Annotated in this window: 15 protein-coding genes; 4 read left to right on the forward strand and 11 right to left on the reverse strand. The window is 71.7% G+C overall.

The window, feature by feature from the left end:
* Positions 1-485 precede the first annotated feature (485 nt).
* Positions 486-1,493: a stage II sporulation protein M gene (locus QQM67_RS15785; RefSeq protein ID WP_314174512.1), complete on the reverse strand. Its 1,008-nt coding sequence runs from the start codon at positions 1,491-1,493 to the stop codon at positions 486-488.
* A 79-nt stretch (positions 1,494-1,572) separates the two neighbouring features.
* On the opposite strand from QQM67_RS15785, the gene QQM67_RS15790 reads away from it, so the two are divergent.
* The gene (locus QQM67_RS15790; RefSeq protein WP_314174513.1) at positions 1,573-2,586 is read left to right on the forward strand and encodes an RDD family protein; all 1,014 of its coding nucleotides are present in this window, start codon (positions 1,573-1,575) and stop codon (positions 2,584-2,586) included.
* A 28-nt stretch (positions 2,587-2,614) separates the two neighbouring features.
* Here QQM67_RS15790 and QQM67_RS15795 read toward each other — a convergent pair whose 3' ends face one another.
* The 8 genes from QQM67_RS15795 to QQM67_RS15830 form a co-directional block, all read right to left on the reverse strand.
* On the reverse strand, positions 2,615-3,229 hold the full coding sequence (locus QQM67_RS15795; protein WP_314174514.1) for a hypothetical protein: 615 nt from the start codon (positions 3,227-3,229) through the stop codon (positions 2,615-2,617).
* Positions 3,230-3,352: 123 nt separating this feature from the next.
* Complete coding sequence (ahcY, locus tag QQM67_RS15800; protein WP_314174515.1) at positions 3,353-4,810, reverse strand: adenosylhomocysteinase; 1,458 nt, start codon at positions 4,808-4,810, stop codon at positions 3,353-3,355.
* A 438-nt stretch (positions 4,811-5,248) separates the two neighbouring features.
* On the reverse strand, positions 5,249-6,205 hold the full coding sequence (locus tag QQM67_RS15805) for a cation diffusion facilitator family transporter (RefSeq protein WP_314174516.1): 957 nt from the start codon (positions 6,203-6,205) through the stop codon (positions 5,249-5,251).
* A 106-nt stretch (positions 6,206-6,311) separates the two neighbouring features.
* The gene (manA, locus tag QQM67_RS15810; RefSeq protein ID WP_314174517.1) at positions 6,312-7,571 is read right to left on the reverse strand and encodes a mannose-6-phosphate isomerase, class I; all 1,260 of its coding nucleotides are present in this window, start codon (positions 7,569-7,571) and stop codon (positions 6,312-6,314) included.
* Positions 7,572-7,652: 81 nt separating this feature from the next.
* Entirely contained in the window at positions 7,653-9,005 is a 1,353-nt protein-coding gene (locus QQM67_RS15815) for an SIS domain-containing protein (RefSeq protein ID WP_314174518.1), read from the reverse strand.
* Between the two features lie 102 nt (positions 9,006-9,107).
* Entirely contained in the window at positions 9,108-9,317 is a 210-nt protein-coding gene (locus QQM67_RS15820; protein ID WP_314174519.1) for a Trm112 family protein, read from the reverse strand.
* A 165-nt stretch (positions 9,318-9,482) separates the two neighbouring features.
* Entirely contained in the window at positions 9,483-10,844 is a 1,362-nt protein-coding gene (locus QQM67_RS15825) for a phosphomannomutase/phosphoglucomutase (RefSeq protein WP_314174520.1), read from the reverse strand.
* A gap of 248 nt (positions 10,845-11,092) precedes the next feature.
* Positions 11,093-11,491: a DUF3499 domain-containing protein gene (locus QQM67_RS15830; RefSeq protein ID WP_314174521.1), complete on the reverse strand. Its 399-nt coding sequence runs from the start codon at positions 11,489-11,491 to the stop codon at positions 11,093-11,095.
* Between the two features lie 318 nt (positions 11,492-11,809).
* On the opposite strand from QQM67_RS15830, the gene QQM67_RS15835 reads away from it, so the two are divergent.
* The 3 genes from QQM67_RS15835 (at position 11,810) to QQM67_RS15845 (ending at position 13,456) form a co-directional block, all read left to right on the forward strand.
* Positions 11,810-12,301, forward strand: a complete 492-nt coding sequence (locus QQM67_RS15835) for a metallopeptidase family protein (protein ID WP_314174522.1) — start codon at positions 11,810-11,812, stop codon at positions 12,299-12,301.
* Between the two features lie 259 nt (positions 12,302-12,560).
* Entirely contained in the window at positions 12,561-12,887 is a 327-nt protein-coding gene (locus tag QQM67_RS15840; protein ID WP_314174523.1) for an ArsR/SmtB family transcription factor, read from the forward strand.
* Between the two features lie 41 nt (positions 12,888-12,928).
* Complete coding sequence (locus QQM67_RS15845; RefSeq protein ID WP_314174524.1) at positions 12,929-13,456, forward strand: SRPBCC family protein; 528 nt, start codon at positions 12,929-12,931, stop codon at positions 13,454-13,456.
* A 13-nt stretch (positions 13,457-13,469) separates the two neighbouring features.
* On the opposite strand, the gene QQM67_RS15850 is transcribed toward QQM67_RS15845, so the two are convergent.
* Together QQM67_RS15850 and QQM67_RS15855 are read right to left on the reverse strand one after the other, a co-directional pair.
* Positions 13,470-15,122 (reverse strand): DUF5719 family protein, encoded by a 1,653-nt coding sequence (locus QQM67_RS15850; protein ID WP_314174525.1) that lies wholly within the window; start codon positions 15,120-15,122, stop codon positions 13,470-13,472.
* Positions 15,119-18,907, reverse strand: a complete 3,789-nt coding sequence (locus QQM67_RS15855) for a glycosyltransferase family 2 protein (RefSeq protein ID WP_314174526.1) — start codon at positions 18,905-18,907, stop codon at positions 15,119-15,121. Before QQM67_RS15855 ends, QQM67_RS15850 begins: the two co-directional genes overlap by 4 nt.

Genomic DNA, 18,907 nt, shown 5'->3' on the forward strand with positions numbered 1-18,907 from the left:
GTTCGTCCTGAGCCAGGATCAAACTCTCCGTGAATGCTCCAAAAAACATCACCAAGAGCCGGCACACACGAGAGGAATCACCCCGCACGCACCGAATCCAAGCAAATCAAAGAAATCCCCACCCCCAAGACAAACAACATCCCGGAGGCACGGGGTATCAACATATCTGGCGTTGACTTTTGGCACACTGTTGAGTTCTCAAAGAACGAACGCTTCCATCACAACCCATATCCCAGGGCCACTCCGGGCACATCCCTCTCGGTAAACCCCGACCCTACCAGAAGCGATCCGGCAGTGAATCGAGGGTGCTTCTCAGCGCAATTCCGAATTCGGAAGCCGCGTAAGAAAGCGTAACGGATACCGACTGCTACTACTCCACCGGGCTCAGTGAACTCCGGTGGCTTGTCGGCTCCTTCACCGCGACAGCCGTCCAACTGGCTGCGCGGCGACGGGAACAGTAACAGGTCGCGGGGCTCCGATGCACATCAGGCGGCTGTCGGCACTGTCGTCGGCCTGTCCTCGGCCGCGACGTCGCCCGTCTCTCCGGCTCGTGCGGCGCGGCCTCCCAGAACGTACACGTAGGCCAGGAACAGGAGTTCGCTCACGACGCCGATGGTGACGCGTGTCCATGTGGGGAGTCCGGAGGGCGTCACGAAGCCCTCGATGACGCCCGAGACGAACAGGACGGCGGCCAGTCCTATGGCCATGCCGATCGCCGCGCGTCCCTCGGCGGCGAGCGCGACCCGGCGGCTTCGGGGCCCGGGATCGACGACCGTCCAGCCCAGGCGGAGCCCTGTACCCGCGGCCACGAAGACCGCGGTGAGTTCGAGGATGCCGTGCGGAAGGATCAGCCCGAGGAAGGTGTCGAGCCGGCCCGCGGACTCCATCAGGCCGATCCCGATGCCGAGGTTGAGCATGTTCTGGAAGAGGACCCACAGAACGGGGATGCCGAGCAGCGCCCCGAACGCGAGGCAGACGGCGGCGGCTTGGGCGTTGTTCGTCCACACCTGGGCCGCGAAGGACGTGGCCGGGTGGCTGGAGTAGTACGACTCGTACTGGCCGCCCGGCTTCGTCATGGCGCGCAGTTCATCCGGTGCGGCGATCGCCGAGCGCACCTCGGGGTGTGTGCCGATCCACCAGCCGATGACGGCGGCGACCACGACGGACAGCAGGGCGGCCGGTACCCACCAGTGGCGGCTGCGGTACACGGCGGCCGGAAATCCGGCGGCGAAGAAGTGCGCGGCGTCGCGCCATGAAGCCTTCCTGGGGCCGGTCACCGCGCTGCGCGCACGTGCCACGAGGGAGGTCAGGCTGCCTGCGAGCGCCGGGTCGGGGGCGCTCGACTGAACCTGGGAGAGGTGTGTGGACGCACGCTGGTAGAGCGTGACGAGTTCGTCGGCCTCGTGGCCGGAGAGGCGGCGCCGGCGGCGCAGCAGTTCGTCCAGCCGGTCCCACTCCGCCCTGTGTGCGGAGACGAAGACATCCAGATCCATGGTGAGAGCTTGGCAGACGGCTCGGTCTGGACGGCAGACTGTGCGAAGGAGGGGACGGACGGCTGTGAGCGGAGGCACGGTGAGCGAGCTCGTAACGGGAGATGCCGTCGTACTCGGTCTCCGGCCCGCGCGGCTGCCGACCCGGGCGCTGGCGGTCTTCATCGACCTGGTGCTCTCCTGGGTCGTCTATCTGGCGGTCTCGCTGGCGCTGCTGACCGCCGTCGCCTCGCTGGACGACGCGGCGCTGGCGGCGGTGCAGGTGGCCCTGTTTCTGCTTGTGCTGGTGGGCGTTCCGGTCGCGGTGGAGACGCTGAGCCGGGGCAAGTCCGTGGGCAAGCTGATGTGCGGTCTGCGGGTGCTGAGGGAGGACGGGGGGCCGATCCGGTTCCGGCACGCACTGGTGCGCGGGGCGATCGGGGTCATCGAGATCCAGGTCTTCTTCGGGGTCGTGGCCTGCGCCGCCTCGCTTGTCTCGGCACGCGGGCGACGGCTTGGCGATGTGTTCGCCGGGACTCTGGTCGTACGGGAGCGCGTGCCCGATGCGAGCGGGGCTCCCGCGCCTCCTCCTCCGGCGTGGCTGGCCGGGAGCTTCGGGGAGCTGGATCTGTCGCGGGTGCCGGGGGGTCTGTGGCTGGCCGTACGCCAGTATCTGATGCGCGCAGGGCAGCTGGACGAGGCCGTGAGCCGGTCGCTGGCGGAGCAGCTCGCCGCGGATCTCGTGTCGTGCACGGGCGTTCCGGCGCCGTACGGCGTGCCCGCGGCGGCGTATCTGGCGGGAGTGGTCGTGGAACGGCAGGCCAGGGAGGCGCAGCGGACCTTCGGGGCTCAGCCGACGATGTCCGCTCCCGGGACGTGGCCGCTTGCGGCTGGGCTCGACGGCCCGCCGACGGCCCCGGTGACCGCGGCGGCTCCGGCGGTGGGGGCGGCCCCGGAGTCCGACGGGCACCCGTGGGCGCCTGTCTCCGGCGCGCACGCGGGGCAGCGGCACGTGGGACCGTACGCAGGGCAGAACGCGGGCCCGTCCGCGGGCGCGGCCGCCACGGAGAACGCGGGCGAGGCCCCTCGCAGCACCGGGTTCGTACCGCCGACGTGACCGTGCCCGCGCGGCATGCGGCGGCGGCTCAACCGAAGCCGGACGGCGGCGACTCCAGCTCCTCCAGCTCGATGCCGGGCGCCGCGAGCACGACGTCGCCGGCGATGTGGACGGTGTGCTGTTCACCGGTGTCGACCTCGCCGACCTGGTAGTTCCCGACGAGCAGGGAGCCGTTGTCAGTGGCGTGTGTTTCAGTACCCGTCAGCGTCCAGGACTGGTCGAGCGTACGGGGAGCGAGCACGGGGGGTGTCAGGGCGACGAGGCGGACGCGGGTGGGCGGCTCGCCGGGAGCCGGCCGCAGCAGCCGGGCCGTCGCGATGAGGAACGCGGGGGATCCGCCGGTGAAGGAATGGGCGGCGGCGTTGCCCTCCTGAGCGTGTTCGCCTGCCGGGTCGGTACGGACCCAGGTGACTCCGTCCAGGGCGGCGCCGCGCACCTGCCAGCCGCCGGCGTGGAGTTCGAGCCGGACGGGGCGGCCGAGTTCGTCGATGGCCAGGTCGACGGAGCCGGCATGGTCCCCGGAAGGAGTGGTGATCTGCGAGAAGTAGCGCCAGCCGGAGGGGCCTTCGGCGCAGTGGAAGTGTTCGTCTCCGAGGGGGGTGTGATCGTGCGGATCGTGAAGCGAATACCGGCCGCGTGGCATGCGTGGACTCTACGTGCGGGGTGACCGGGCAGACCGAAAGCCCCCGCCGCGGGGGCAGGGGCCTCGGTCTCGCTCAGGGGTGCCCACGGGCTCCCGGCGGGAGTCGCGGCGGGCGGCCGCCTGTCAGTAGCGGTAGTGGTCCGGCTTGTACGGGCCCTCGACGGGGACACCGATGTAGTCGGCCTGGTCCTTGCGGAGCACGGTGAGCTTCGCTCCGAGCGCGTCCAGGTGCAGCCGAGCGACCTTCTCGTCGAGGTGCTTGGGCAGCACGTAGACGCCGGTCGGGTACTCGTCGGTCTTCGTGAACAGCTCGATCTGGGCGATCGTCTGGTTGGCGAAGCTGTTGGACATCACGAACGACGGGTGTCCGGTCGCGTTGCCCAGGTTGAGCAGACGGCCCTCGGACAGGACGATGATCACCTTGCCGTCGGCGAAGGTCCAGGTGTGCACCTGCGGCTTGAGCTCGTCCCTGACGATGCCCTCGATCTCGGCGAGGCCGGCCATGTCGATCTCGTTGTCGAAGTGGCCGATGTTGCCGACGATCGCCTGGTGCTTCATCCGGGCCATGTCGGACGCCATGATGATGTCCTTGTTGCCCGTGGTGGTGATGAAGATGTCCGCCGTCTCGACGACGTCTTCGAGGGTCACCACCTGGTAGCCGTCCATCGCGGCCTGGAGCGCGCAGATCGGGTCGATCTCGGTGATCAGGACGCGGGCGCCCTGACCGCGCAGCGAGTCCGCGCAGCCCTTGCCGACGTCGCCGTAGCCGAAGACCACGGCGGTCTTGCCGCCGATCAGGACGTCCGTGGCGCGGTTGATGCCGTCGATCAGCGAGTGCCGGCAGCCGTACTTGTTGTCGAACTTCGACTTCGTGACGGAGTCGTTGACGTTGATCGCGGGGAAGAGGAGCGAGCCGTCCTGCTGCATCTCGTACAGGCGGTGCACACCTGTGGTGGTCTCTTCCGTCACGCCGCGGATCTCGGACGCGAGCCGGGTCCACTTCTGCGGGCTCTCCCGCAGCGTGCGGTTCAGCAGCTCCAGGATCACGCGGTGTTCGTCGTTCTCCGCGGTGTCGACGGACGGGGCGGCGCCGGCCTTCTCGTACTCGACGCCCTTGTGCACGAGGAGCGTGGCGTCACCGCCGTCGTCGAGGATCATGTTCGGGCCGCCGGTGTCGGCGCCCGGCCAGGTGAGGGCCTGCTCCGTGCACCACCAGTACTCCTCCAGCGTCTCGCCCTTCCAGGCGAACACCGGGATTCCCCGCGGGTCTTCGGGGGTGCCGTCAGGGCCCACCGCGACGGCCGCGGCGGCGTGGTCCTGGGTGGAGAAGATGTTGCAGGACGCCCAGCGGACCTCTGCGCCCAAGGCGGTCAGGGTCTCAATCAGGACGGCCGTCTGCACGGTCATGTGGAGGGACCCGGTGACGCGGGCCCCGGAGAGAGGTTTGTCAGCGGCGTACTCCCTGCGGATCGCCATCAGGCCGGGCATCTCGTGCTCGGCCAGGCTGATCTCCTTGCGACCGAAGGACGCAAGGGAAAGGTCCGCGACCTTGAAGTCCCGGTCGGTGGAGGTCGTCGTCATACGAGCTGCTCTCCTCGATGTCGAGGTCATGGCTGACAGGTCCGTGCTGCGGCGCGGGGCTCCGTGTGCGGTGCCTGCACTGCGTACGTACCACAGCACACAGGGCACACTGATCCCTTGCTCGCAGCCCAGTCCGTCGGAGGCCCTCTCTCCCTCGGTGGCCCGCGGGGCGGGCCGGCCGATCTGCCATCAGCAGCGACGTCTGTGCACTACGAATTTACACCGCTCGTCCAGTCGAACGGATTGCCCACGGTGCGAGCAAGGGCGGACCTGATCGGTTTTCGGCCGCACAGTGCGCGCAGTTGTGCCGATGCCCAACACTGGGCCCTCTCACACCTCACCGCATAATTTGACAAAGGGCGCGAAACGATGCATTCCCCTTGGTCATACGGGAGTTCAACGGCGCGGGTCCGGGGCGAACCGGGGCGATCCGGGCGTTCAGCTCGACGGGGCCGACTCGGCGGGCCCCGACGGCGCCGACTCCGCGGGCCGGAAGATGTCGGGCTCGAGGTAGATCACGCGGGCGCTCGGCACCGACTCCCGGATGCGGCCCTCCGCCGCGTCGATCGCGCGCGCGACCTCCCCCGCGGTGTCGTCGTGCTGCACGGCCACCTTCGCGGCGACCAGCAGCTCGTCGGGGCCGAGATGCAGCGTCCGCATGTGGATGATTCCCGTCACGGTCTCGCCGTCGACGAGAGCCGTACGGATCTTCTCCCGCTCGACCGGGTCGGCGGACTCGCCCAGCAGCAGCGACTTGGTCTCCGCTGCCAGCACTATCGCGATCACCACCAGCAGCGCCCCGATGCACAGCGTGCCGATGCCGTCCCAGACGCCGTCGCCCGTCGCGAGGGCGGCGCCCACGCCGAAGAGCGCGAGGATGAGGCCGACCAGGGCGCCGAGGTCCTCAAGGAGGACGATGGGCAGCTCGGGCGCCTTGGCGCGGCGCACGAACTGTCCCCAACTCAGCGAGCCGCGGACCTCGTTCGACTCCTTTATCGCCGTACGGAAGGAGAAGCTCTCGGCGACGATGGCGAAGAGCAGCACGCCCACCGGCCAGTACCAGTCCTTGATCTCGTGCGGGTGCTTGATCTTCTCGTAGCCCTCGTAGAGGGCGAAGACGCCGCCGATGGTGAACAGGACGATGGAGACGAGGAATCCGTAGATGTAGCGCTCACGGCCGTACCCGAAGGGGTGCTCGTCGCTCGCGTCCTTCTTGGCCTTCTTGGCGCCGACCAGCAGGAGCGCCTGGTTCCCCGAGTCCGCGACCGAGTGCACGCTCTCCGCGAGCATGGAGGACGAGCCGCTGAAGACGAAGGCCACGAACTTGCCCGCTGCGATGGCCAAGTTCGCGCCCAGCGCGGCGATGATCGCCTTCGAACCGCCTGATGCACTCATACGAGTCGGTCGTCCCTCTCTCGGTGATACGCGTGATCCCGCGCTGTCGTCGGTGGTCGGGTCGGTGGTGCTTCGCGCGACCGGTCTCGCGCGGGCGGGGCCCGCCTCAGACGGCCACTGTCGCCCGGAAGAGCGTACCTTCACCGGTCACGTCGACCCGCTCGCCCGCCCTCGCATACGCGGACTGCCCGCGTTCCAGGGTGAGTTCGGACTCGCCCCCGTCGGCTACGCTCCGCAGCACCACGTGACCGGCGGTGCACAGCAGGATCTGCGGCGTACGGGCGCCGAGGGGGCCCGCCGCCGAGCCGGGGCCGATCACATGGCGGGAGAGGCGGAACTCGTCGATGGGAACGTCGTAGCGCTCCTCGCCGCCCGGGCCGGGCTCCGGGCGCAGTACGGCCGGTTCTCCGGGCTCGAAGCGGACGATGCGCAGCAGCTCCGGCACGTCGACGTGCTTCGGAGTCAGCCCGCAGCGCAGCACGTTGTCGGAGTTGGCCATGATCTCCACGCCGAGGCCGTTGAGATACGCGTGGGGGACGCCCGCGCCGAGGTAGAGGGCCTCGCCGGGGTGCAGGCGTACGTGGTTGAGCAGCATGGCGGCGATGACGCCCGGGTCGCCGGGGTAGTGCTCGGCGAGCGAGGCGCAGACGGCGTACGCGCTCGCGCGGGCGTCGGAACCGGAGGCGGTATCCGCACCGGCATCCCCGGCTGAGCCGGCGCGGCCGCCCGACAGCCGGGCCGCCGCCCGTGCCGCCTCCGCGACCGTGCCCGCGATCTCCTCGCGGTCGGCGGTGAGCACCGCGGTCAGCACCTCGCGCAGCGCCTCGCTCTCGGGGCTGGCCCGCAGGATGTCGACGTACGGCTTGAGGGCGTCGACCTCAAGCCCGGCCAGCAGATCGGCCGCGTCCCTGGCCCGCCGGAACCCGCACAGGCCGTCGAACTCCGTGAGCGCGCAGATCAGTTCGGGCTTGTGGTTGGCGTCCTTGTAGTTGCGCTCGGGTGCGTTGGAGGGGACGCCGCGCGCCTCCTCGTCCGCGAAGCCCTCGCGCGCCTGCCCGAGGTCCGGGTGCACCTGGAGCGACAGCGGCGACGCCGCCGCGAGCAGCTTGAGCAGGAACGGGAGGCGCGGCCCGAAGGCTCGTACGGTCTCCGGTCCCAACTCCCCTTCCGGATCGGCCGCGATGACGTCCGTCAGCGGCCGCTCGCCGCCGTCCGCGCCACGGGCGACGGTCGAGGGAGCCCCCGGGTGCGCGCCCATCCACAGCTCTGCCTGGGGCTCGCCCGTGGGCGGCGTACCCAGGAACTCCGGGATCGCGGAGGTGGAGCCCCATGCGTAGGGCCTGACGGTGTTGGTGAGGCGGTCCATGCGGTGGCGCTTCGCTTCCTTCTTGCGGGCTTGCGGGGACTGCTGGCTTGTGGGGCTGCGGGCTTGCGGGGACTGCGGCGGTCACCGGGATGATGCGCCGCCGTCGGCCAGCGCGAGGTAGACGGCGGCGAAGTCCACGGTGGCGATCAGTTCGGCGGCGGCTTCGAGGGGGCTGCTGCCCTCGGCGGGTTCGAGTTCGCTGAGGGGCACGTCGTGCGCGTACGCCAGACCGCGTGCGGCGACGACGGCGGACTGCGCGCCCGGCGGCTGGTCCCGCAGCAGGACGATCCGTGCGTGCAGCGGCTCCGGCTCGTCGACGCGGTCGCGGAAGAAGTCGTCCGGATCGGAGGCCGCCGCGAGCGTCCCGGACAGCAGCGCGCCGTGCGACGCCATCGCCTCCGGAAGCCCGGCGGCCAGCGCGGGCAGGCCCGGGAGCGAGGCGAGCACGGCCGCGCTGTGCCGGGCGACGGCGCGCGCGAGGGCGCCCTCGCTCCACAACAGCGGGACGGTGCCCGCGAGTTCGGTCGCGAGCGACTTGGCCGGGCTGCTGTATGTGGCGACCGCCGGGCCGCAGCGCTCCGCGACGCTGTCGAGGCGGTCGGCCAGCGACGCCAGTGCCGGCTCCCCGGCGGGGAACAGGCCGAGGCGGTCGCAGAGCACGAGGAGCGGCGTCAGGAGCGGCCAGAGCAGGCCGGGTGCGGCCGTCGCCATGCGCGGCTCGACGGGTTGCGGATGCGGTACGGGGGGCGGGCCCTCGGGTGCCCGGGCGTGGTCCGTGCCGTTGTCCATTCCGGTCCCGGCCCCGTTGCCGTTCCCGCTGCCGTTTCCCGTCCCGGCCCCGTTGCCGTTGCCCGTGCCGATCCCGGTCCCGTTCCCGGTCCGGCCCGGGATTCCGGTTGCGGTTCCGCCCGGTGGACCCGCGCCTCCCCACGCCCCGAGCGCCGACGTGACCAGCGGCACCGCCAGTCCGTGCGTCTCCCCCGTCAGCTCCGCCACGGGCACGTCGGCCGGGCAGAGAGTCACGACGGTGCAGCCGCGGCGGTACGCCTGCTCGATCAGCATGGTGAGCCCGGCCTCGGTCCCGTCCGGTGTGGTCACCAGCAGCAGATCGAGCGAACCGGCCCAGCCGGGCAGTGCCCAGCGCAGGGCTCCGGGCGCCGCCAGCGGGCCCGAGGGCCGCAGCAGCGTGACGGGGATCGTGTCGTTGCCGAGCGCCTGGATCAGGTCCGCCACACATCCCGGCACGGGTCCGGGTCCGGCGACGAACACCGCGCGGGGCCTGCCGTCGGGACGCAGCCCGGCCAGCCCCGTCTCACCGGCCTGCCGCACCGCCGTACGCACGTGGGCGCCCGCCTCGGCGGTGCCGCGCAGCAGAGCGTCGGTGTCCGCGCGGGCAAGGGCCTCTGGAGAGTCGAGGAGTGACTCGTCGAGCATCTTCCGGAGCCTCCGATCGGCTGCTGTACGACGAGGTGCCCGCGGCTGCGTGGTGTGAGAGAAGGGCTGGATCACGGGGACGGGCGGCCGGCGCGCCGCCGGTCAGCCGGGACGCCGCGCCTCGTCCACGAGGAGAACCGGAATCCCGTCACGCACCGGGTAGACGAGACCGCACTCCGTGCCTCCCGTGCAGACCAGCTCTTCGGCCTTCTCGGCCTCCTCGGCCTTCTCGGCCTTCCGGGCCTCCTCGCGGAGCGGCGAATGGCACGCCGGGCAGGCGAGGATCTCCAGAAGACCGGCTTCGAGCGGCATGGGTCGTCCCTTTCGGAAGGCGGGCGCGGCTGCGGGCCAGCGTACCGCCGGGGGCGCGGAGGACGCCCCCGGCCGTCGGGCCCTGGCCGGGGGCCCCGCCACCGAGGCTGGCGGCCCGTGGCCGGTCCGGGCGTTCGGGGCGTGCACCTGGTACTCCCCCGCGTGCTATCCCCGGACGATCGCGAGGACCTCGTCCCGTACCGCGTCCGCCGTCGCCTCGTCCCGCGCCTCGACGTTCAGCCGCAGCAGCGGTTCGGTGTTGGAGGCCCGCAGGTTGAACCACCAGTCGGCGGCCGTGACCGTCAGCCCGTCCAGCTCGTCGATCTCGACGTCCTTGCGGTCCGCGTAGGCGGCCTTGACCGCGGCCGCGCGGCCGGTCTGGTCGTCGACCCTGCTGTTGATCTCACCGGAGGCGGCGTAGCGGTCGTACTCCGCGACGAGTTCGGACAGCGGGCCCTGCTGGCCGCCGAGGGCGGCGAGTACGTGGAGGGCGGCGAGCATGCCGGTGTCGGCGTTCCAGAAGTCGCGGAAGTAGTAGTGCGCGGAGTGCTCACCGCCGAAGATCGCGCCGGTGCGGGCCATTTCGGCCTTGATGAAGGAGTGCCCGACCCGCGTGCGTACCGGCGTGCCGCCCTTCTCCCGTACGACCTCGGGCACCGACCACGACGTGATCAGGTTGTGGATGACCGTCGAGCCGGGCGACTTGGCGAGTTCGCGCGACGCGACGAGCGCGGTGATCGCGGACGGCGGGACGGGCGCGCCCCGTTCGTCGACGACGAAGCAGCGGTCGGCGTCGCCGTCGAAGGCCAGGCCGATGTCCGCGCCCGTCTCGCGCACGCGCCGCTGGAGGTCCACGATGTTCTTCGGATCCAGCGGGTTGGCCTCGTGGTTGGGGAAGGTGCCGTCCAGTTCGAAGTACATGGCGTCCAGTTGGAGCGGCAGGCCCTCGAAGACGGTCGGAACGGTGTGCCCGCCCATGCCGTTGCCCGCGTCCACGACGACCGAGAGCGGACGGATCGCGGTGAGGTCGACGAGCGTGCGCAGGTGCATCGCGTAGTCGGAGAGGACGTCGCGCTCGCCGATCGTCCCCTCGCGGGCGCCCTCTTGGCGCGGCGGGCCCGACTCGGCCCAGTCCTCGACGAGTTCGCGGATCTCGGCCAGCCCGGTGTCCTGCCCGACCGGCAGTGCGCCGGCGCGGCACATCTTGATCCCGTTGTAGCGCGCGGGGTTGTGGCTCGCGGTGAACATCGCGCCCGGCACGTCGAGTTGGCCGCTGGCGAAGTAGAGCTGGTCGGTCGAGCACAGGCCGATCCCGGTGACGTCCGCGCCCTGTCCGGCGGCGCCGCGCCCGAAGGCCCGCGAGAGGCCCGGCGACGAGGGCCGCATGTCGTGCCCGACGACGATCGCGGACGCGTCCGTGACTCGTACGAAGGCGGCCCCGAACAACTCGGCCAGCGACTCGTCCAACTGGTCCGGCACGACGCCCCGCACGTCGTACGCCTTCACGATCTCCGACAGATCAGCCACGGGCCAGCCCTCTCCTGGGTCCTCGGGTTACTCGGTTCTCAACGGCTCACTGAGTGCCCAAATCTACCCGCCGAGAAGGCGGTTTCCGCGTCGGCAGGACCCGTCCGATTCGTCCTGTCGAAGCAGGGAAGCAGGAGGGAGGACGCACGAAGGAGGAGACGGAGGAGCTGCCCAAAGCCGGGAGCACGGCGCGGGTTTGGGGATCCGGCCGGGATCCGGCGCCGGAAAACGCGGCGACCGCACGCCGGTTACGGCTCCGGCGACCTCAGCACCCGCAGATGACCGCGGCGCGCGACCTCCATCGGATCGGAGTCGCGCCCGTCCGGGCCGCCGACGGCGTCGGAGGGTGCCGCCGCGGAAGGGTCGCGTCGCGGCGTACGGGCCGCCTCCCGCACGGCGTTGGCGAGTGCTTCGAGGTCGTCGCCGCTCGGGCGGGCCGGACCGGCGTCGACGGCGAGGCGCACGACCTCCCAGCCGCGGGGGGCCGTCAGGCGCTCGGAATGCTCCGAACACAGGTCGTAGCAGTGCGGTTCGGCGTATGTGGCGAGTGGCCCGAGGACCGCGGTGGAGTCCGCGTAGACGTACGTCAGCGTCGCGACGGCGGGACGGCCGCAGGCGGTTCGCGAACAGCGACGTACAGGGCTCACGACGATGGACCGTACCGCACTCTTGAGCGGCCTGCGACGACTCTCCTTGACGTCACTCCGTCGTGTCGTCCTGGTTGGCCGGAAACACCTGATCTGCGGGAAAGCCGAGACGCCGACGCCCTTGCGGGCAGGGAGAGTCGGGGATCACACGTCAACCGGTCGGGAGTCGTTCCGAAGGTGGCCGATCGTCGTGAGATCAACGGTCGCAATAGACACAGGAAGCGACCCGAAAGGCCACGAGACCGGTCACCCTGTGACACGGCTGTGAATGTCCCGGTGACCACGGTTAGGGCACGTCCGGCCGCTAGGCTCGTCACGATGAACAGCCCCGTACCGCCTCGTGAACCGGACCCGGACGACGGGTCCGGCTCCGGCCACTCCGGCCACTCAGACGACGGGCCGCGCCGCCGCGACCGTCACGGGCGCGGCATGCGCGGACCGGTCGCGCCGCCCCAAGTGCCCCTCGCCGTCAGCCGTTCGGAAGCCTTCGACGATCTGGTGCGCGATTCGGTCACCAGGCTGGAGCGGCGCTGGCCGCAGCTGACCGCGGTGGAGTTCGCGGTGCAGGAGGTACCGCGCAGCGACGAGGGCGAGTCCGACGAGCAGGCCGAGGCCGTACCGCTGGGACGCGTCGCGGAGTCGAAGGGCGGGCGGCCCGACCGGATCGTCGTCTACCGCCGCCCCGTCGAGATCCGCACGCGCAACCGCGACGAACGGGCGCTGCTCGTGCACGAGGTCGTCGTGGAGCAGGTGGCCGAACTGCTCGGCCTGTCACCGGAGTCGGTGGATCCGCGGTACGGGCAGGATTAGGCGGGCGGCCCAGACTCCGGGCGGGGCACGGCCAGTTGGGGATGTACGGACAGTCGGGCGCGTGCGATCAGTCGGGCGCGTGCGGTCACTCGGGGCGTGCGGCCGATTGGGACCGAGCTCCCGGTTGCGGGCGGACGCGGCCCGTACGCCCGCCCGCGCACTGTCAGCACTCGATCACTCTCTGCTTCTTTCACGGGCTCGAATCAGCCCCGCTTGTATTCCTTGACACGTATATACGTGAGGAGGCATATTGGGTTCCGTGTCGGATACCACGTGGACGGCGCTGGCGGATCCCCATCGGCGGGCGATGCTCGACGTGCTGCGGCTGCGTGCGTGCGCGGTGGGCGAACTCGTCGACGAACTCGGGTTCACGCAGCCGACGACGTCCAAGCATCTGCGCGTCCTGCGCGAGGCGGGCCTGGTGAAGGTCCGTACGCACGCTCAGCGGCGCATCTATTCGATCAACCTTGAGCAGATGGCCGAACTCGACGAGTGGCTGGCCCCGTTCCGGCAGCTGTGGAACGAGCGCCTCGACGCGCTCGGCCGCCACCTGGACCGGAGCGAAGCCGGGAGCGGCGATCCCTAGCCGGAGCACCAGAGAACCGAACCAGAGCAGGAGAGCAACTCATGGACCGTGGAACCTACTTCGAGTACGAAGGCCGCCCGGCGGTGCGATTCCAGCGCACCTACCCGCACCCCGCCGAGAGGCTCTGGACCGCCGTCACCGAACCCGGCGAACTGGCGCACTGGTTCCCCAGCACCGTACGCATGGACTCCCACGCGGGCGGCAAGATCGAGTTCGCCGGCGACCCGAATCTGGAGGAGTCGACGGGCACCGTCCTCGTATACGAGCCCCCGCGGCGCCTCGCGTTCGCCTGGGGCGGCGACGAACTCCGCTTCGAGATCGACCCGGTCGACGACGGCAGCTGCACCCTCACGCTGATCAACGTGCTGGAAGCGCGGAACACCGCCGCGCGCAACGCCGCCGGCTGGACGGTGTGCCTGGCGGAGCTGGGCAAGCACGTCTCCGGTGCGTCCGCCGAGGGCCCGCACAGCGAGTCGGCCGACGCCTGGCGTCCCCTCTACGACGAGTACGTCGCCGCCGGGATGCCGAAGGGGGCCCCGGTCCCGGGAGTGCCCGACGACGAGATCTGAGCCGGGCGGCCGATCATCCCCCGCCCGTCAGCACCGACAGGTCCTGCCCCGAGCGGGGCACCAGCACCTTGCCCCGGTCGTCCGGCATCGTCTGCACGGTGAAGGCGGGCAGCTTGCCCTTCTTCTCCTCCAGCATCCGCGAGGCGTACACCTGACCGCCCGAGAGGCGTTCGACCGTCACCGCGTAGCTGCCCTTCACGCCCTTCGGCACAGGCGGGACAAGGGACTTGGTCGTCTTGCCCTTGACCGAGTACGTCCGGCTGACCGGCTCGCCGCCCTCGCTGCCCGCCGACGCCGTCACGCGCACCTTCACGGACTTGCCGGTCGCGGTGAGCGAGAGGGCGGAACCCTTCTCGCGGTTGTCCGCGGCGGTGGCGCGGTCGGTGATCGGCGCGGTCGCGGGGATGAAGGCCGTCTCCTGGTTCGAGCCCTTGCCCCGTGTCACGCGCAGCGCCGCCACGACGGGTGTCGCGTCGCCGCCGCCCTCGGACGGCGTGAGGACGAGCGACCCCGCCTGCCCCTTGGTGAGGTCCTTCAGATCGACGGCGGAGGTCATGCCGCCGCGCACGTGCATCGTCTCGTGACCGGCCGGCGCGATCTGGCCCGACGGGCTCGCCAGGCGGACCTTCAGATCCGCGTCGTTCTCCCCCACCGCGAGCACGACCAGCCGTACGGCCGAGGCGTCGCCCGGAATTCCGGGAAGAACCGCGCTCGGCGACGGGTCCGCCACCGAGGAAACCCAGTCGCCGCCGAGCTTCTCGTCGATCGCCTGCACCTGCGCGCCCACGCGCCCGGCGCGGGCCACGACATGGACGCCGACGTTGGTCACCGGCTCCTGTGTGAGCGTGGAGAGGAGCACCGGCACGGTCGAGCGGGGCGGGACGGTGATGCCCTCGCCCGCCTCGGAGTCGACCCGGCCGTCCTTGCCGTACATGTTCACGTCGACGACCGCGCTGGAGTCGTCGGGGTTGGTGAGGTGGACGTAGTCCTGGCGCTCCTTGGCCGTGCTCGCGCCCGGGAACCAGAAGTCGGTGTCGGGCACGCCGCACGCCGTCCCCTGCATTCCGCGCCCGGCGCCGACCGCGACGTTCGTCGTCTGCTGGACCGTCCAGCCGGGGGCGAGCATGCCGTCCGCGGAGCCGAAGAGGGCGGAGGACTCGGTGGCACCCGACTTGGCCGTCACGGGCTTGCCGGGCGTACGCAGCGGGGCGAACGGCTTGGGCCGGGGCTTCTCCTTGTTCCCGGCCTTCTCCTTGCTTCCGCCCTTGTCCTTGTCCTTGCTCTTGTCCTTGTCCTTCTCGTCGCCCTTGCCTTTGCCCTTGCCGCCCTTGCCCTTCTCGTCGCCCTTGCCTTTGCCCTTGCCGCCCTTGCCCTTGTCGCCGCCCTTGCCGCCGCCGGTCTCCGAGCCGCCGGTGTCCGCCTTCTCCGCCGGGTACAGCTCGGCGCCGCCCTTGCCCTGGCCGCCCTTGGGAGCGAAGGCCGTGTACCGGGTCTCGGCCACGTCGGAGACGCTGGGCTGCGGGCAGACAAGCGTCGAGCGCTCGACGGGCTTGCGCCCCGCCGCGGCGCCGGACTCCTCGGCGCCCGGTGCCGCGAGCGCCGCGACTCCGGTCACGGCCGCGAGTGCCGTGACCGCGCCGATGAGGGTCATGCTCGTGCGGTTCACTGCTGATCGCTCCTGTTGCCGTACCGCGGGTCGTAGCCGTACGGGTCGGCCTGGCCTTCGTATGCGTCGTACTGCTGTCCCTGGTAGCGGTCGTCGTACTGCTGCCCGTATCCCTCGTCGTAGGGCTGCTGGTCGCCGTAGGACCGCTGCCGGGGCTCGAACGACGACGTGTCGTAGGACGACGGCTCGTACGACGTGTCGTATCCGGGGGCTCCGTACCGCGAGTCGTACGACGAGGGCTCGAACTGCCGCTCACCGTAGGGCTGTTCGTACGCCTGGCCCTGCCCGCCGTACGGCGCCGCCGCGTCGAAGCCCGCTCCGTACGGCTCCTGCGCGGGCACGCCGGGGGCCTCCGGGACGTCGGGAGCCCGCACCGGCGGCTCGGGCACGTGCACGCCCGCACCGGCGCCCTCGGACTCGCCGCGCTCCGCGGCCCGCGCGGCCTCCGCCGCGGCCAGCCTGCGCGCACGGCGACCGCCGCCCTGCACGCCCTGGGCGGGCACGGCCGCGGAGGCAGCCTCCGGAAGGTCGTCGTCCACGTGACGGTTCCGGCCGGGAAGCGCCAGCACGACCACCACGAGGGCCAGGAAGCCCTGCAACCACAGCCAGCCGGTGTGCGCCGGGCTCGTCTCGTGCGTGACGTCGAGCCGGCCGCCGCCCGCCGGAAGCTTGAAGCCCTGTGCCCAGCCGTCGACGGTGGCCGGCTCCAGCGGCTTGCCGTCGAGCGTCGCCTGCCAGCCGGGATCGGCCGCGTCCGCGATGCGCAGGGTGCGCCCCGCCTCGCCCGGACGCAGATCCGTGTGAACCTCCAGCGGGCCGGCCGGTACGGGGACGGGGTCGGCCTCGTTCCCCGCCGCGCCGCCGGAGCCGCCCGCGCCGCCGGGCACCACGCTGACCCGGGAGACCTGACGGTCCACGCGCCACAGCGCGCTGCCGTCCTCCTGACTGAGCCGTGTCAGCCCGGGCGTCGCGTCCAGCACGCGGCTCATCTGGCGGGGAGCGCCGTCCCGTACGAGCACGTAGCGCACCGCGTAGCCGCCGAGCTGCTTCGTCTGGTCGGCGCCGGATCCTGCGACGAGGTTGGCGACGACCTTCCCCAGCCGGGCGTCGTCGCCGCCCGCGGCCGACAGATCGCCGTCGCCGAGCCTGGCCCCGGAGCCGCGCACGATCGAGTACGAGACGTTCGCCGGCGCCCGTGAGGCGTCGTCCGCCTGGCCCGAGAGCACCAGGGTGCGCGCCTGGTCGCTGGTGGTGCCCTCCTCCGCGACGAACGCCGGCACCTGTACGGGGTCGCGCCGCGAGAGCGGCCCGTCGGCGCCGCCGACCATCCAGCCGACGGCGGCGACCAGCGGAGCCGCGACCGCCGCCGCGGCCACGATCGCGGCCGCCGGCTGCTTCCAGCCGAAGCTCTGCTCCGCGACCCGCTCCTTGGCTCCCTCGGCTCCCATGACGGCGGCACACAGCAGAGCGAGCCCGTAGACGAGAGTGGCCGGACCGGCCCAGGCGACGCTGTTGGCCAGCCCCGCGTACAGCAGCCCCACGAGCGCCACGACCCATGCGGCGCGGATCGCCGACTGCCGTTCGCCGCGCAGCAGCGCGGCCAGCGCCGCGAGCACGACGCCGACGAGCAGCAGACCGCCGGCGGCGCCGGGCCCGCCCGGGGTCAGGGTCAGCAGTCCGAGCGCGTCGCCGGACCCCGCCCCGTACGGCAGTCCCGCCTCGCGGAACAGGCCCGAGGGGCTCATCAGCAGCGACAGCGACCACGGGGCGAGCAGCACCATCGGCGTCACGAGGGCGATGCCGTTGCGCACGGCCGTCCCGCGCAGCGGCTCGTCGAGGTCGACGCCGGGGCCGCCCGCCAGGTCCAGCCTGCGCAGTACGAGCAGCACGGCGGCCAGCGTCAGCGCGATCAGCCACACCAGCGGCGTGAACGCGGTCGTGAGGGTCAGCAGCAGCGCGTAACCCCACACGGCACGCCACCCCGGCCTGCCGCGCAGCCCGCTCACGGCGATCGCCGCCCGCGCCAGCAGCGGAAGCGTGATCGCCAGCACTGCCGTGCCGATGCGTCCGCCCGCGAGGGCGCCCGTCGCCGCGGGCAGGAAGGCGTACGCGACGCTCCCCCAGGCGCGCAGCAGCCGGGACTCCACGAGCGGCCGCGAGGTGAAGTACGCGGTGAAGCCCGCCAGCGGCACCGAGCAGACCAGCAGCAGCGTGATCGCGAAGCCGGTGCTGCCGAAGAGGACGGTCGCGACCATGGCGACGATCGCGAGATAGGGCGGCGCCGTCTGCGTGCCGCCGATGCCGACGGGGTGCCAGCCGTCGACGTAACGGCCCCACAGGTCCGACACGTCCGCGGGCGCCGGCAGCAGCGCACCGCCGGCCAGTGCCCCGCTGCCCACCAGCTCACGGCAGGCGATCAGGGAGACCAGGAGCAGCACCACGAAGAGCACCGGGCCGGGCCTGCGGGCGATCTGTTTCAGCCGCGCGAACTGCTCGACCTCCAGAAAGTCCGCGTCCTCCTCGCCGGGCCCGGACTCCACGGCGCCGTGCCGGCCCCCCGAGGACATGTCCGGCTCCGCGCGCCCGCCGAAGTTGCTCGCGACCTGCTCGGCGGTGGCGCGTACGGTCGCACCGGGCGGCGGGAAGAGCGGCCTCAACTCGCTGTAGGGCACGGCGGGTTTGCCGCGCCTGCGGCGCGCGCCGAGAATCCGTCCGGGCCGCAGCAGCGTCCCCGTCAGGCCGCGCACCTCGTCGACCGCGCGCCCCGGCACCTTCCCCACGAGATAGGCGAGGGTGCGCAGCAGTGTCCCGAGTACGAGACGCAGCATCACCCAGACGAGCTTCGACGCGGGCACGTTGGCCAGCAGCGTGTAGACCGCCCCGGCCTTGTCGACGCGGTGCGGGCTGGCGCCGCCGCGCGCTCCCCGGCCGACGCAGTCGACGGGCCGCCGCTCGCGGGAGGCGGCCTCGGCGTGCCGCACCACCGCGTCGGGGACGATCAGCACGTTGTGCCCGGCGGAGTGCGCACGCCAGCACAGGTCCACATCGTCCCGCATCAGCGGCAACCGCCGGTCGAAGCCGCCGAGTTGCTCGAAGACGTCGCGCCGGATGAGCATCCCGGCGGTCGAGACCGACAGCACCGTCTGCACCTGGTCGTGCTGCCCCTGGTCCTGCTCGCGCCGCTCGACCCCGGTCCAGCGGCGGCCGCTGTTCGCGATCGTGACCCCGGCCTCCAGCAGCTGCCTCCGGTCGTACCAGCTGCGCAGTTTGGGCCCGACGACAGTCGCGGACGGGTCGGCGTCGACGATCCTCAACAGCCGTGACAGCGCGTCCGGTTCGGGCGCGCAGTCGTCGTGCAGCAGCCACAGCCAGTGGACGGGTTCGCCGTGCGGCAGCTCCGGCATGTCGTACGCGTCGTCGCGCCAGGTGCGCGTGACCGGGTCCCAGCCGCTGGGGCGCTTCAGATACGGAAGGTCGTCCGGCGTCGGCACGCGCGCCGTGCGTTCGGCCTCCTCGACGGCGGCGCCGAACCCGGTGCGGCGCGCCATGTGCAGTACGCGGTCGGGGCCGAGCGACTCCGTGAGCAGCTGGGCCGACTCGTCGGCGCTGCCGGTGTCGGCGGCGATGACGTCCTGGACGGGACGTTCCTGGGAGAGCAGGCCCGAGAGCGCCTCGGGCAACCACCTCGCGCCGTCGTGAGACACCAGCACGGCGGTGACGACGTGCCGGGGGAACTCAGGTGTGGCCGCCTCGTACTGGGCTGCCGTTTGGCTCTGCACGGACAT

This window comes from Streptomyces winkii (assembly GCF_032248595.1).
In the GTDB taxonomy this organism is placed as follows: Bacteria; Actinomycetota; Actinomycetes; order Streptomycetales; family Streptomycetaceae; genus Streptomyces; species Streptomyces winkii.

What these genes read in the sequence shown, in the direction of transcription:
- QQM67_RS15785 (WP_314174512.1), bottom strand. Translation starts at nt 1,493, where the DNA reads ATGGATCTGGATGTCTTCGTCTCCGCACACAGGGCGGAGTGGGACCGG.
- QQM67_RS15795 (WP_314174514.1), bottom strand. Translation starts at nt 3,229, where the DNA reads ATGCCACGCGGCCGGTATTCGCTTCACGATCCGCACGATCACACCCCC.
- ahcY (WP_314174515.1), bottom strand. Translation starts at nt 4,810, where the DNA reads ATGACGACGACCTCCACCGACCGGGACTTCAAGGTCGCGGACCTTTCC.
- QQM67_RS15805 (WP_314174516.1), bottom strand. Translation starts at nt 6,205, where the DNA reads ATGAGTGCATCAGGCGGTTCGAAGGCGATCATCGCCGCGCTGGGCGCG.
- manA (WP_314174517.1), bottom strand. Translation starts at nt 7,571, where the DNA reads ATGGACCGCCTCACCAACACCGTCAGGCCCTACGCATGGGGCTCCACC.
- QQM67_RS15815 (WP_314174518.1), bottom strand. Translation starts at nt 9,005, where the DNA reads ATGCTCGACGAGTCACTCCTCGACTCTCCAGAGGCCCTTGCCCGCGCG.
- QQM67_RS15820 (WP_314174519.1), bottom strand. Translation starts at nt 9,317, where the DNA reads ATGCCGCTCGAAGCCGGTCTTCTGGAGATCCTCGCCTGCCCGGCGTGC.
- QQM67_RS15835 (WP_314174522.1), top strand. Translation starts at nt 11,810, where the DNA reads ATGAACAGCCCCGTACCGCCTCGTGAACCGGACCCGGACGACGGGTCC.
- QQM67_RS15845 (WP_314174524.1), top strand. Translation starts at nt 12,929, where the DNA reads ATGGACCGTGGAACCTACTTCGAGTACGAAGGCCGCCCGGCGGTGCGA.
- QQM67_RS15855 (WP_314174526.1), bottom strand. Translation starts at nt 18,907, where the DNA reads ATGTCCGTGCAGAGCCAAACGGCAGCCCAGTACGAGGCGGCCACACCT.